General features: G+C 40.9%; 14 protein-coding genes. All 14 read right to left on the minus strand.

Annotation, left to right across the window (positions count from 1 at the left end; all coding sequences use genetic code 11):
• Positions 1–164 precede the first annotated feature (164 nt).
• The gene (locus AB6M99_RS09390) at positions 165–2,924 is read right to left on the minus strand and encodes a G5 domain-containing protein (RefSeq protein ID WP_369350636.1); all 2,760 of its coding nucleotides are present in this window, start codon (positions 2,922–2,924) and stop codon (positions 165–167) included.
• Positions 2,925–3,177: 253 nt separating this feature from the next.
• Positions 3,178–4,320 carry an MFS transporter gene (locus AB6M99_RS09395; protein ID WP_121836024.1) on the minus strand — a complete coding sequence of 381 codons (1,143 nt, stop codon included), beginning with the start codon at positions 4,318–4,320 and terminating at the stop codon, positions 3,178–3,180.
• A 13-nt stretch (positions 4,321–4,333) separates the two neighbouring features.
• Positions 4,334–5,359: a low specificity L-threonine aldolase gene (locus tag AB6M99_RS09400; RefSeq protein ID WP_121836025.1), complete on the minus strand. Its 1,026-nt coding sequence runs from the start codon at positions 5,357–5,359 to the stop codon at positions 4,334–4,336.
• Positions 5,360–5,374: 15 nt separating this feature from the next.
• Positions 5,375–5,698: an AzlD domain-containing protein gene (locus tag AB6M99_RS09405; protein ID WP_121836026.1), complete on the minus strand. Its 324-nt coding sequence runs from the start codon at positions 5,696–5,698 to the stop codon at positions 5,375–5,377.
• Positions 5,691–6,392 carry an AzlC family ABC transporter permease gene (locus tag AB6M99_RS09410; protein ID WP_121836027.1) on the minus strand — a complete coding sequence of 234 codons (702 nt, stop codon included), beginning with the start codon at positions 6,390–6,392 and terminating at the stop codon, positions 5,691–5,693. Before AB6M99_RS09410 ends, AB6M99_RS09405 begins: the two co-directional genes overlap by 8 nt.
• 82 nt (positions 6,393–6,474) lie before the next feature.
• Positions 6,475–7,137 (minus strand): hypothetical protein, encoded by a 663-nt coding sequence (locus AB6M99_RS09415; protein WP_121836028.1) that lies wholly within the window; start codon positions 7,135–7,137, stop codon positions 6,475–6,477.
• A 6-nt stretch (positions 7,138–7,143) separates the two neighbouring features.
• Entirely contained in the window at positions 7,144–7,587 is a 444-nt protein-coding gene (locus tag AB6M99_RS09420; protein WP_121836029.1) for a LytTR family DNA-binding domain-containing protein, read from the minus strand.
• Positions 7,588–7,724: 137 nt separating this feature from the next.
• Positions 7,725–8,030: a bacteriocin immunity protein gene (locus AB6M99_RS09425; RefSeq protein WP_121836030.1), complete on the minus strand. Its 306-nt coding sequence runs from the start codon at positions 8,028–8,030 to the stop codon at positions 7,725–7,727.
• Positions 8,031–8,054: 24 nt separating this feature from the next.
• The gene (locus tag AB6M99_RS09430; RefSeq protein WP_121836031.1) at positions 8,055–8,768 is read right to left on the minus strand and encodes a TIGR00266 family protein; all 714 of its coding nucleotides are present in this window, start codon (positions 8,766–8,768) and stop codon (positions 8,055–8,057) included.
• A 130-nt stretch (positions 8,769–8,898) separates the two neighbouring features.
• The gene (gene radA / locus AB6M99_RS09435; protein ID WP_121836032.1) at positions 8,899–10,260 is read right to left on the minus strand and encodes a DNA repair protein RadA; all 1,362 of its coding nucleotides are present in this window, start codon (positions 10,258–10,260) and stop codon (positions 8,899–8,901) included.
• A gap of 2 nt (positions 10,261–10,262) precedes the next feature.
• Positions 10,263–10,706, minus strand: a complete 444-nt coding sequence (locus AB6M99_RS09440; RefSeq protein WP_121836033.1) for a dUTP diphosphatase — start codon at positions 10,704–10,706, stop codon at positions 10,263–10,265.
• A gap of 89 nt (positions 10,707–10,795) precedes the next feature.
• Complete coding sequence (locus AB6M99_RS09445) at positions 10,796–11,464, minus strand: ABC transporter ATP-binding protein (RefSeq protein WP_369350642.1); 669 nt, start codon at positions 11,462–11,464, stop codon at positions 10,796–10,798.
• The gene (locus tag AB6M99_RS09450; RefSeq protein WP_369351232.1) at positions 11,464–12,282 is read right to left on the minus strand and encodes an ABC transporter permease; all 819 of its coding nucleotides are present in this window, start codon (positions 12,280–12,282) and stop codon (positions 11,464–11,466) included. The genes AB6M99_RS09445 and AB6M99_RS09450 overlap by 1 nt, the downstream gene beginning before the upstream one ends.
• The gene (locus tag AB6M99_RS09455) at positions 12,258–12,545 is read right to left on the minus strand and encodes a hypothetical protein (RefSeq protein WP_369351233.1); all 288 of its coding nucleotides are present in this window, start codon (positions 12,543–12,545) and stop codon (positions 12,258–12,260) included. The genes AB6M99_RS09450 and AB6M99_RS09455 overlap by 25 nt, the downstream gene beginning before the upstream one ends.
• Between the last annotated feature and the right edge of the window lies 1 nt (position 12,546).

Consider the following 12,546-nt stretch of genomic DNA (forward strand, 5'->3'; position numbering starts at 1 on the left):
GGCTCTATAATTTCTGTAGTGGGTAGATCCACTCTGGTGATTATAGAGCTTTTTGCATACAAAAAAAGCCATCAATTGATGACTTTTTTGACGATTTTCAAACTGACATTCTCTCACATAACTTTTCATCTAAACTTCAAGTAAACGTAAGAATCTCAACTGGCTTAATCATTCATGTTTTGACGTTTATCAGAAATCCAAATCCCTGCCATTGCAAGAGTCGTAAACAATCCACCCAATAACATGAAATAGTTTTGTTCCTCTTCCCCTGTTTTTGGTAGCACTGCTTTTGTTTGCTTTTGCGCCACCTTCTGAGAAGTCGAAATAGCTTTAGATTGAGTAGCTAATGCCATTGTCGTAACTTTAGAAGTCTCTGTGCTTTCTGAGAGGGGAGCCTCTGCTTTAGGTGCTTGCGTTAGCTTTGATCCTTTACTTGTAATTGCCGGAATTTCCAATTCTGGTTTCACATCTTGCGTCAGACCTGAACCTTTGCTTGTAATTGCTGGAACTTCTAGTTCTGGTTTTGCATCTTGCGTCAGACTTGAACCTTTGCTTGTAATTGCTGGAACTTCTAACTCTGGTTTGACGTCTTGTGTCAGACCTGAACCTTTGCTTGTAATTGCTGGAACTTCCAATTCTGGTTTCGCATCTTGCGTCAGTCCAGGACCTTTACTTGTAATTCCTGGAACTTCTAGTTCTGGTTTCGCATCTTGCGTCAGACCAGGACCTTTACTTGTAATTCCTGGAACTTCTAACTCTGGCTTCGCATCTTGCGTCAGACCAGGACCTTTACTTGTAATTTCAGGAACTTCTAATTCGGGTTTCTCGTCTTGAACTAGACCTCGGCCCTTACTTGTTATGACTGGAACTTCTAGATATGGTTTCGCGTCTTGAGTCAAACCGGAGCCCTTCGATACCTCTACTGTTGGTTCTGCTACAACTTCTTTTGAACCAATACGTACTTTTTCAGGGAGAGGTGCCTTTTCAAGTTTTGTTGTCGCTGGATTTTCAATTAATTCACCTGTCTGTGGATTAATGTCATAGGTTGTCACAGTAAGTTCTACACCCACTTGACCTGTAACATCAACTCGACGTTCACCTTTTGGAAGTTCTGGATCTGTGATTTCGATAGTCTCATACGCTACTTCTTTACGTTCTTCCGTTGGTTTTGTGCCAACTTTGATACGTTCTGTTCTAGCAGGAGTAATCACTTCCTCAGGCGCTAGAGCAATCAAATCTCCCGTTTTTTCATCGACACTGTATTTAGTAATAGTGCGTTTTACGCCTTTGATACCTGAGGTAACCGTTACTAGACGTCCTGCTTCGAGATTATCATCTTTTTCATAGATACGATTAAAATTAATAGTCGAACGAACCTCTGTTGGCTTAACACTAACCAAAACAACTTCATTAACTTTCGGAGTAATCGTACGGCGGCTGATTTCCTTACCATCAACAGTTGTAATTTCTTCCTCACCTAGTTGACCAACTGTCTCTACAGACTTAGTTCCAGCAGGATTCGCCGATGTTGCATCTGCCTTATAGATGATATTAAAAGGAATTTCTTTTATCGTTACAATAGGTTCTTCCTTATAAACACCAAGCTCTATGATTGTTTGTTTTAATGCTTCTAATGCGGCATTGATTTCAGATTGAGAAGTCGCAGTATTTAACACTTCATCTGCTTTTTCAAATACTTCATTGTATCTATCAACTAATTCAGGTGATGCAGTTTTTAATTTTTCTGAAATTGCTATTGAATCATACGCCTCATTCACAAGATTTTCTAATTCGGTTATATCTATACCTTTTTCTTCTTCAAGCTTCCAAGAATTGCCATCTTGTACAATTATTTCACCTGCTGGTGTGGGACTTCCTGTTACCACAGGTGTTGCCTCTGGAGTTGTCACAACTACATATGCTTTCTTATCATTAGGTGCCCAATTAGCAGTGTTGTTCTTAATTTCTACATTGATAGCCTCTTTCAACGTTCCAATGTTTAAAGTTCCTGCTGGGCTCATGATAATCTTACCGGTTCCTAACAATTCCTTAACTGTTAATTGATTATCTCCTATGTTCAAGATAGTTCCTGCAGGTACTTCTAATTTATCAGTAATCGTAGAACCAGCCTGTAAAGTGACATTACTATTGCCAGCCAAGGATAACTTTTTAACCTCTGTAGTTTTCACTTCACCTACAAGATTTTTTAGTGTCAAATCTCCACCTTGATACTCATCTACTCCTGTAGAATCCGAAATAACTTTCGCATTATCAGTAGCTTTGACTAATTTAGCATCAATTTGCTTACCTTCCAAAGTTAAGGTTGCACCGTCAGAAACTGTCACATGATTAAATTTTGTTTCACTTGTTCCGTTTGTAACTGTTGCTGTTCCGCTAGTGACTTTTAGGTCAGGTTTTACTGTTCCCGAGGTCGTTACACCGTCTAAAGTAAGATTTCCTGATGAGGTAATAGAAGGATTCGCTAATCCTGTGTCTGCTACTATATTAATTTTTGTGTTTTTTATCGTTAAATCTTTTTGGTTATCAATACTTACCCCTCTTAAGGTAAGATCTTGATTATTCCCCTGTACTGTTGTTATAGCAGTATTATTCAAGGTAGAATTTTGAACCATTCCTTCTGTTACAGCATTTTTATACCCCGTAGCATTCAAATCAATTGTCTTATCGCCTGCCTGATTCCATTCTCGTACAAAATCACTTGAATTATCAACCGTTACGACATTTCCTGCCTCTGCACGCGCCTCTGCAACCGGTGCGGTTTGAGTATTCGCTTGAACTGTTACACTAGTTCCTAAGATAATGCTAGCTCCCAACACCACAGATGCTACACCAAAATGGTATTTACGCAAAGAAAAGCGCTGTCTCAGTCGATACCAATTCATTGAATTTTTTTCTTTTTTCATAAATAGCCTCCCACAGCCTTAAATTATTTCATTCCAATTATACCATATGACAAACACTTATTGAAAACAATTCGTTCGAAAAATGCACATTTTTTAGCCATATGATTAGTTAACTTACGATATAACATTCGGATTATCTAATAAAGGTTATAACTACAAAAGCTTCCAACATCAAACATTATACTGACAAAATACAAAAAAGAGAACCCGTTCGGTCCTCAAAATGTTAATATTGCGTCTATCTACTATTATGTTATTTTTTAACAAGCGCTGGAACGAGCAATCCTACTCCTAGAAGAATAGTTAAAACACCAAATAAGAAGAAGGCAAAATTTACTTCTGAATTAATGATTGATGCCGCTTGAAGGGCAAAGGCTGCGCCACCACCTCCAAGATTACAGCCGAGTAAGACAATTGTTGTGGCTGTGCTGAGCTGGTTGATAGGGAAGTTTTCGGAGACCTTATGAAAGACAAAGGTAACACCTAGGCTATAAACAAAGCCAGTCAGAACTGCACCTACTCCTAATAACCATAGGGATTGGGCTTGCCAAAGCAGGAACATTCCCAGACCAAAGATAAGGGGAACTAGCGGTGAAAACCATTTATTAACAACATGGAGAATCTGACTAAAGACTAAACCTGAAAGAATACCCATCAGCATCATTAAGGTGAGGATAAAACTAGACTGGGTAGCTGTTCCCATGTCTAATTGTTCAACAACTAGGGGAATGCGTAGCATATTAGCGGTATTAACTAAGATAATAAAACCTGCATAGGCAGCTAAACTAACAAGATAAGCTAATTGCTTACCAGTCAGCTTTTCTTTTGTCTCTTGTTGATGCGTTTCAGCAACTTCTGGTGTTTTCGGAACAAACATCAGATATAGCGCCAGCATGATTAATCCAAAGACATAAATGAGATAGGCTTTCGACCAACCAAAAGCCAGAAGTTGACCTGCTAGAAGAGTCATACTAGCAGAACCCAAAACCTCTGATGACCCACGTAACCCCAATACCTTGGTTTTTTCATCACCTTGGTAATGGTGGCTAATGATGTTAATGGCATGCGCATTGATGAGACCAACCCCAGCCCCCAACACCAAGCGTGAGACAAACAAGACCACATAGGCTTGATTAAAAACAGGTAGGGTACCACCAAAACTAATCAACAACAACCCTAGTATAATCGCCACGCGCTCAGGAATCCGACGTAAAATTGGATTCAGCAGTAAGACAACCAGAATCATCATTGACGATAGGGAAAAAAGCTGTTCCACTTGTGAAGCAGTATAGCCCTGTGCTTGATAATGTTTCAACATAGCTGGCAGAGCTGATGATACGGCAAATGGGGTCACAAGCATGAAGGACAAACCTAATAAACTAATCTTTTTTAACATGTCATTCCTTTTCTTATAAAACTTGGGCAATAGCATCTATGTCAGCTTGGGTCGTCGACCAGCTGGTCGCTAGACGAATGACCGTATGGTTTTCATCATATTTTTCCCAGAAACTGTAAACCACTGACTGACCTAGTTCTGTTAGCTTGTCATTTGCGACGATTAAGAACTGCTGATTGGTCGGGCTTTCAAGATAGAAACGATAACCTTTTTCTTTGAGTATGGTTTTGAGTTGTTCGGCATAGCCAACTGCCTCTCGCCCAATTTTCTCATAGAGATTATCTGTAAAGAAACGGTCAAATTGGACACCGAAAATACGACCTTTAGCCACCAGAGCACCGTGTTGTTTCACAATAGCTGTGAAGTGTTTGGGCATATTATTTTTCGTGAAAACGATGGCTTCACCAGCTAGGGCCCCAAGTTTTGTTCCACCGATGTAAAAAACATCGCAGAGCTCTGCTATTGTTTCCAAAGACAAATCAGACGAAGAACTTCCCAAAGCATAACCTAGGCGTGCACCGTCCATAAATAAGGGAATATCATAAGAACGGCAAACCTTCACCAAGGCAGCCAGCTCCTCATGGTTATAGAGGGTGCCATACTCAGTCGGATGAGAAATATAAACCATGCCTGGAAAGACCATGTGTTCGTGATTGCCATCAGCGTAAAAATCCGCCAGGTACTGTGCCACATCATCTGCTTTCAACTTACCAGCATCGTGTGGCAGGGTCAATACTTTGTGCCCAGAAAACTCAATAGCACCTGCTTCATGGGTGGCAACATGCCCTGTCTCAGCCGCAATGACCCCTTCGTAAGACTTGAGCAAGCTATTGATCACCAATTGATTGGTCTGCGTCCCACCTGTCACAAACTGGATCTGTGCCTGAGGACAGCCGCAGGTTTCACGAATCTTGTCAGCTGCACGCTGGGTGTAGCTATCCATGCCATAACCTGCCAAATTTTCGTCATTCGTTTCAATCAAGGCTTTTAATAACTCAGGGTGCGCACCTTCGTTGTAGTCATTTTCAAAATGTAACATCGTTTCTCCTTTTTCCTAAAACACTAGTCGCAGCACTGCCATGCAGATACAGCCGACCACTACGGTGACCATAACATTTTTAGTGCGTAACATAATGGCAAAAGTCGGTAGGACAGCTATCAGCTCTGCCCATTTGACCTGTGGTAAACTCCCTACTTCCACCGTGAAGACACTGGACAATAGCAGAGCAAAAATGATTGAAACTGGTAGGTAATTAAAAAATTTAATCAGCTTTTCTGGTAAAGTCACCACACGCACTAAAGCATAGGGGAGAACCCTCGGAACCCAAGTCACCAGAGTTGCTAAGCCAATCGCTAATAAAAGATAGGTATTAGTCATCAATCATCACCCCCACTGTACAAGCCGTCACCGTTGCTAACAGCACCGCTAGAGAACCTGTTATCACCATTGACGACGCCAAATAAGTCACTGTCACCACAGCCAGAAGCACACCGATTTTCTTAAGCGGTAATCGCTTAGCTAGACTAGTCAGCTGACCTGTAAAAATCGCTACAAACATGGCTATCAGAGCAAAATCAATGCCTAATGCTGCTGGATTAGGGAGGAGATTCCCAAGAACAGCTCCTAAAACGGTTGACAGGCACCAAACAAAATAACTGGCAAAATTATTGCCGTACATCCAGGTCGGACTGACTGTGGTTAACCCATTTTTCAGCTCTGCCCCAAGCAGGACACCGTAACTTTCATCTGTCATAAAGGAACCAATCAGTAGCTGTTGCCATAAGCTTGCTTTAGGAAACAAGGTTGCCGTGTGTAAATTCATCAAAAAGTGACGAAGATTAGTGAGAAACACCGTTAGGGCAATGCTAGACAGCTCTGCCTTTGCCAACAAAAGCGCACAAAGCACAAACTGCCCAGATCCCGAATAAATGAAAACACTGGTTAATAAGGTCTCCAAGGGACTTAATCCCGTTTCGCTCGCTACGATACCAAAGGCTATCCCTATGGATAGGTAGCCCAACATGGTAGGGATGGCAGCACGCACTCCCAACCGTAAGTCCTGTCCTTTCATCCGCTCTCCTCATTTCTCTGTAGTTCTGATTATTTTACCACAAAGAAAAAGGCTTGGAAAGGACCAAGCCATCATAATGGCGCTAAATAAAATTAATCTTGAGACTACTAAATGCCATGTCTGCTTTAACAACTAGTGTTTTATCTGTCACAACATTTTGAGGTTGATAGTCCACTGTACTAAAGACTGAGTCACCCTTGACATCTACTGCCCATGTTTGCGGGACATAGAGGGTAATCGCTGAAAAAGCTGCATCAACTGTAAAAGTAGCCCTTTCTCCCACTATTTTTGCATCGTTAAAATAAATTGTTGCATCACCAAAAGCCACGTCCGCACTGCCATTGTCAAAATACTCATCCTTAATATAACGGACAGAAGAGCCCAAACTTTTTCCCACTAGTCTTTGGCGCTTTCCCTCACTATTATAAAAAACTTGCTTGCGAAAAGGTTTAAATAATAGTCGAATTCCTAAATAAGAAAGTAACCAAGCAAAGCACATGGTCCAAAAACCAGCATCTAGCCATTGATATTCACTATTTAAGACGATAAAGACAAGAGAAAAATCAATGTAACTTCCTATTAATTTTTTTTGCCACAAATCATCTATGCCATCAATAGCAAACAACATCACGATAATCAATTTCCATAGCGGCAACCCCAATTGAGGTAAGGCATTGTGAAACAGTACGCCACCTGCTAGTGCTAATAGTACCAAGCCCCAAAAAATATGATGTTTTACTCTCATTTTTCCTTACCTCATTTCTTGTAATTTTTCTTTTAATAAGTGATAGTAATGCCGTGAGACATAGACTTGCTTATGACTATCGTAAAACCGTATCATGCTCCCTGAAAAGGATTTATCAAGAGAATAAATCTTGCGTGTATTGGCAATACTGGCCTTTGCAATGCGACAAAAATAGTTAGGCAGATAGTCTTCCAGCTCGTACAATTTTAGCTTGACTTCATAGGCATTATCTTTGGTATGCCCGTAAATCTTACCACCATCAGTCTCAAAGAAGAGAATGTCTCCTACATCAATAAAATACTCGCTGTTGCCTTTATAAAAGATTAGCGGAGGCCTTGTCAACTGGCTGAGCAGTTGCTGCATTTGCTCAATCTCAGCTGATAACTTAGGCGTACGGATAATCACTTCCGCATCGGTCAAACTGTCATCCAATTCAATCGTGATTTTCATCTCCTACTCCTCCCCTTTTGATAGTCTCATTATAACAAGCTGACGTTGAAAAACAAGAGCTTTTCAGTAAGTAGTTCGTTTTAAGCATTAAGTGGTTCAAAAAAGAACCCAAGTTTCCTTGAGTCCTTCTATGTTTATTAAGATTGACCACCAAACAAACCACCTAGTATTTGTGTTGTAGCAATTGTTCCTCTATATTTTTGTAATATTTTTTGACTGGCATTTGCTAAATCCGTAATCGTTTTAGGGGCATCATATTTATGTGCCATTAGATACCACGACAAACTTTGACCTAATTTACTAAAAATAAAATTTTCCGGTTCATTTTTATCTAAATCAGCTTTTGCATCTAAACACACTTGATAGAGTTCCTTATCCTTGGCAACTTCTTTGTCCAAAAGAGCATTGTACAACAACTCTATAGCATCCTGATAATTTGTCATCCTATACAACCTCTTTCTAGATTATTATGAATTATTTCCTGTGATAATATAACTTTTCAACTGTTCAGCAAATTGTTGTAAATTGAGGCTTTGAATATAAATTTCACCATAGCCAGAAAAGGTATTAACCACACCCTCACCTGTACCGATAGACTGCATAAAACCATTTTCAAGGTGAATATCATAATCAAGATCACGGCTCCAAGCCACGACATGGGCATTGTCAATCGTGATACTTTCTCCATTTAAAACAAGCTTTTTAATAGAACCAAAACTATTAGCAAGGAGGGTTCCTTCACCTTCAGTCGTCATAACAAAGAGTCCACCTTGACCTCCAAATAAGGCACGGCCAACAGATTGGCGTTCCATTTTATAATGGGCAGAGCCATCAAGAGCAAGAAAGGCACCATCATTAAGACGATATTGTTTCGCACCAAGTTCCAAAGCAATCACTTGACCTGGAGTTGATGGCGCAAGGGCCAATTTCCCGTTAGCACCATTAGATACCGCCTGAGTGATAAACATTGACTCACCAGATACCATTGATCGTCCAAGTGCTCCGACCAATTTACCCAGACCTGAACCACGCCCATTTAAGCGAGTGTTCAATGACACACTAGGTGTATGGTAAACCATGCTTCCTTGTTGAATATAGGCAGATTCACCAGCTTCCAAGGCAATTTCAACTAAAGGAAACTGCATATTGCTATCAATTGTAAATTTCATCCGATTATCCATATCAAACCTCTTCCTTTTGCAAATAGCAGAGCTATTTATTTGTATCGTTTGTTTAGAACAATTATATTATATTTTTAAATCACTGTCAAAGAAAAACAAAAAATCAGCCTTAACTGAGGCTGACATACGGTTATCCAAACACTTTTTTCAAGACTTCTCCGACGGTCATGACACCGATGACCTCAATACCGTTTGGTACTTCAATGCCTTGCAAAGAATTTTTAGGAGCATAAACCTTGGTAAACCCTAGTTTTGCCGCCTCGTTAATTCGTTGCTCAATGCGCGTGACACGGCGGATTTCCCCAGTTAATCCAATCTCACCGATAAAGGCATCTTGGGGATTGGTTGGTTTTTCTTTGTAACTAGAGGCAATGGCTACCGCTACTGCAAGGTCGATGGCTGGTTCATCCAATTTAACCCCACCAGCAGACTTGAGGTAAGCGTCCTGATTTTGCAAAAGAAGCCCTGCTCTTTTTTCTAAAACTGCCATAATTAGGCTAACACGATTAAAATCAAGACCTGTAGTCGTCCGCTTGGCATTTCCAAAAACAGTTGGTGTTACGAGGGCTTGCACCTCTGCCAAGATAGGACGCGTTCCCTCCATCGTCACGACAATCGCAGAGCCTGTCGCACCATCTAAACGTTCTTCCAAGAAGACCTGACTAGGATTAAGGACTTCAACTAGCCCACCTGACTGCATTTCAAAAATACCGATTTCATTGGTTGAGCCAAAACGATTTTTGACCGCTCGCAAGATACGGAAGGTATGGTGACGCTCCCCTTCAAAATAAAGAACCGTATCCACCATGTGTTCCAACATACGAGGTCCAGCTAAAGTACCTTCCTTTGTCACATGACCCACGATAAAGGTCGCAATATTATTGGTTTTAGCCAACTGCATGAGTTCAGCAGTTACTTCTCGAACCTGAGACACAGATCCTTGCACGCTAGATACCTCTGGACTCATAATCGTTTGAATGGAGTCAATAATCAGAAAATCTGGCTGAATTTTTTCAATTTCCGCGCGGATGCTCTGCATATTGGTCTCCGCATAGAGGTAAAATTCATTGTCGATATCCCCTAGACGTTCACTTCGCAGCTTAATCTGCTCTGCCGATTCTTCCCCAGAAACGTATAAAACCGTCCCTTTATTGGCTAACTGAGTTGAAACTTGGAGAAGAAGCGTTGATTTCCCGATACCAGGGTCACCACCAATAAGGACAAGACTTCCAGGAACGACACCGCCCCCAAGGACACGGTTGAACTCATCCATATCAGTCTTGGTACGAGCGTAGTTGATAGAGCTAACATCTTTGAGTTTTGTCGGTTTGGTTTTCTCACCCGTCAAGCTGACGCGGGCATTTTTAACCTCAGCCACTTCCACTTCTTCAACAAAGGAGGTCCAAGCGGAACAATTCGGGCAGCGCCCTAAATATTTAGGAGAATGGTAGCCACACTCCTGACAGATAAAATTTGATTTTTTCTTAGCCATACTTATTTCCCTGTGCTACCAAAACCACCGGTACGCTGACCAGTAGCTTCATCACCATCTACTAATAAAAACGGAGCAAAGACCCCTTGGACAATGCGTTCACCCACTTCAACAACCACCGTCTCATCAGTAATGTTTTTCATCTGAGCAAAAATATGCCCCTCATTAGCCTCATTGCCATAATAATCCCCATCAATGACCCCTACTGAGTTAATCAGTACAAGCCCTTTTTTACGAGGATTAGACGAACGGTCATAGAGGTAAAGCACCTCTGTCGGCTGCATGTAGGCCTTGACACCTGTTGGTACGAGGACAATCTCACCTGGTGCAATCTCCGTTCTCACGGACGCTTTCAAATCATAGCCAGCCGCATGAGCCGTCTCACGTTTTGGCAACAAATCTTGGTTAGTTTCTGTTGAAATCAATTCAAATCCACGAATCTTCATATTTTCTCTTTTCTATCATTAATGCCTTTCTATTATAAAATATTCGTCTTTGAAAAGCAAAAACGCCACTTTCGTGACGTTTTTTCAAATTACTCTTCTAGCACCAATTTACCATTTTTCAGACGGTAAATGTTATCCACCACATCCAAAATACGTTCGTCATGGGTGACTAGGATAGCTGCGGTTTGTTTGACTTCTTTTCTAAGAAGCTCAGCAATTTGACGGCCACGCTCTTCATCAAGACTGGCTGTTGGCTCATCAGCTAGGATAAGGGAGGGATTTCCCACGAAAGCTCTGGCAATCGCTGCGCGTTGTTTCTGACCACCAGACATATCTTTTGGATAGCTATTGGCACAATCTGCAATGCCCAATTCTGTCAGCAAGGCTAGTAAATCAGATTCACTGGCAGACGATTTAGTCATCTTAGCGACCATTTTTAGCTGATCCATGATGGATAGGTAAGGCAGAAGGTGATGATTTTGGAAAATAAAACCAAGGTAATCCCGACGGCGTTTAGTCCACTCTTTAGCATTCTTAGCTGTCACTAAGTCACCTCCTAAGTGGAGCTCACCGCCATCAGCTGACAAGAGGCAACCGATAATAGAAAGCAAGGTACTTTTTCCAGAACCAGAAGGACCTAGAATCGCAATGATTTCTCCCTTTTCTAGCTCCAAATTAACACCGTCTAAGATAACACGTTTTTCCTTACCATCTTGGTAAGCTTTAGTAATATTTTTTAAAACAAGTGGTTTCGTCATTAGGCTTCACCTCCATTGATAATATCAATCGGGTCAATCTTAGCAATACGACTGACAGATAAGAGACTTGCTACTACTGTGACAGCAATGAAGGTAACTGACAAGATTCCCATATCTAATACATTGAGATAAAATGGCATTTTTACTGGTAAAACACTAGCCAGACCAAGGGTTAGCGCATCTCCAACAAGGACACCTACCAAAGCTAGAATAAAAACTTGGAATAACTGTTGACCAGCCAAGTTTCCCATACCCATACCAAGTGCTTTTAATACACCAAATTGCTGGCGCTTATCAAGACTGATGATATAGAAGAAAACCGCTAGAATAGCAGCTGAGGCAACTACCAAGACCCAAGTAATCATGCTAAGCGTTCCTTGCTCTGCTGCATAACCTGGAATTTTTTCAATTAACTCTTCTTTTGACCAGACATCAACCTTGTCCAAGTCTAAATCAGCTGCTGCTTCATCACTTGTCACAAAAGCCTGAGGAGCCCAAGCAAATTTAGGATTATCAACAGTTATCAAATTGTCGTAAGTTTTTTGACTAATGTAACCAATTCCTGTATGACCATACATAGCTCCCTTAGTAAATCCAACAACTGTCAGCTTAGTTTTCCCATTCTTATCAAGAACAACATCACCAATTTTGACATCATCAGCTTGAAAACGCTGATCTAAGACAATCTCATTCTCCTTGGCAAGGGCTTTCCCCTCAATGATTTCAGGAGCAAATTCACTGCCATCTTCCAAGACAAAGTAGGTCACGTCAACCTTTTCATCACTATCAGTTGTTACTTGACTACGTTGAATAGCCAATTCTTCCGTATCATCAAAAGACTTGTCCTTAATAGCCGTGATTTGATCGGCTGAGAATGCGAGAAAGGAATAATCCCTTCTGCTTCCTCTGTCAAGATAAAGTGAGTTGCTGGCATGTTTTCAATACCCGCACTAACAAAACGACGGAGACCATTGGTCAAACCTGATAAAAACATGACCATGAAAATCATGAGAATAACAAGACCTTCAACCAAGAGATATTTCTTTTTGAAAAAAAGTAATTCTTTTAGAGTGTAAGACATA

It is taken from the genome of Streptococcus hillyeri, from assembly GCF_041081565.1.
Lineage (GTDB): Bacteria > Bacillota > Bacilli > Lactobacillales > Streptococcaceae > Streptococcus > Streptococcus hillyeri.

Excerpts from the sequence above, each read along its gene's own strand:
- AB6M99_RS09390 (WP_369350636.1), bottom strand. The coding sequence starts at position 2,924 with ATGAAAAAAGAAAAAAATTCAATGAATTGGTATCGACTGAGACAGCGC.
- AB6M99_RS09395 (WP_121836024.1), bottom strand. The coding sequence starts at position 4,320 with ATGTTAAAAAAGATTAGTTTATTAGGTTTGTCCTTCATGCTTGTGACC.
- AB6M99_RS09400 (WP_121836025.1), bottom strand. The coding sequence starts at position 5,359 with ATGTTACATTTTGAAAATGACTACAACGAAGGTGCGCACCCTGAGTTA.
- AB6M99_RS09405 (WP_121836026.1), bottom strand. The coding sequence starts at position 5,698 with ATGACTAATACCTATCTTTTATTAGCGATTGGCTTAGCAACTCTGGTG.
- AB6M99_RS09410 (WP_121836027.1), bottom strand. The coding sequence starts at position 6,392 with ATGAAAGGACAGGACTTACGGTTGGGAGTGCGTGCTGCCATCCCTACC.
- AB6M99_RS09415 (WP_121836028.1), bottom strand. The coding sequence starts at position 7,137 with ATGAGAGTAAAACATCATATTTTTTGGGGCTTGGTACTATTAGCACTA.
- AB6M99_RS09420 (WP_121836029.1), bottom strand. The coding sequence starts at position 7,587 with ATGAAAATCACGATTGAATTGGATGACAGTTTGACCGATGCGGAAGTG.
- AB6M99_RS09425 (WP_121836030.1), bottom strand. The coding sequence starts at position 8,030 with ATGACAAATTATCAGGATGCTATAGAGTTGTTGTACAATGCTCTTTTG.
- AB6M99_RS09430 (WP_121836031.1), bottom strand. The coding sequence starts at position 8,768 with ATGGATAATCGGATGAAATTTACAATTGATAGCAATATGCAGTTTCCT.
- radA (WP_121836032.1), bottom strand. The coding sequence starts at position 10,260 with ATGGCTAAGAAAAAATCAAATTTTATCTGTCAGGAGTGTGGCTACCAT.
- AB6M99_RS09440 (WP_121836033.1), bottom strand. The coding sequence starts at position 10,706 with ATGAAGATTCGTGGATTTGAATTGATTTCAACAGAAACTAACCAAGAT.
- AB6M99_RS09445 (WP_369350642.1), bottom strand. The coding sequence starts at position 11,464 with ATGACGAAACCACTTGTTTTAAAAAATATTACTAAAGCTTACCAAGAT.
- AB6M99_RS09455 (WP_369351233.1), bottom strand. The coding sequence starts at position 12,545 with ATGTCTTACACTCTAAAAGAATTACTTTTTTTCAAAAAGAAATATCTC.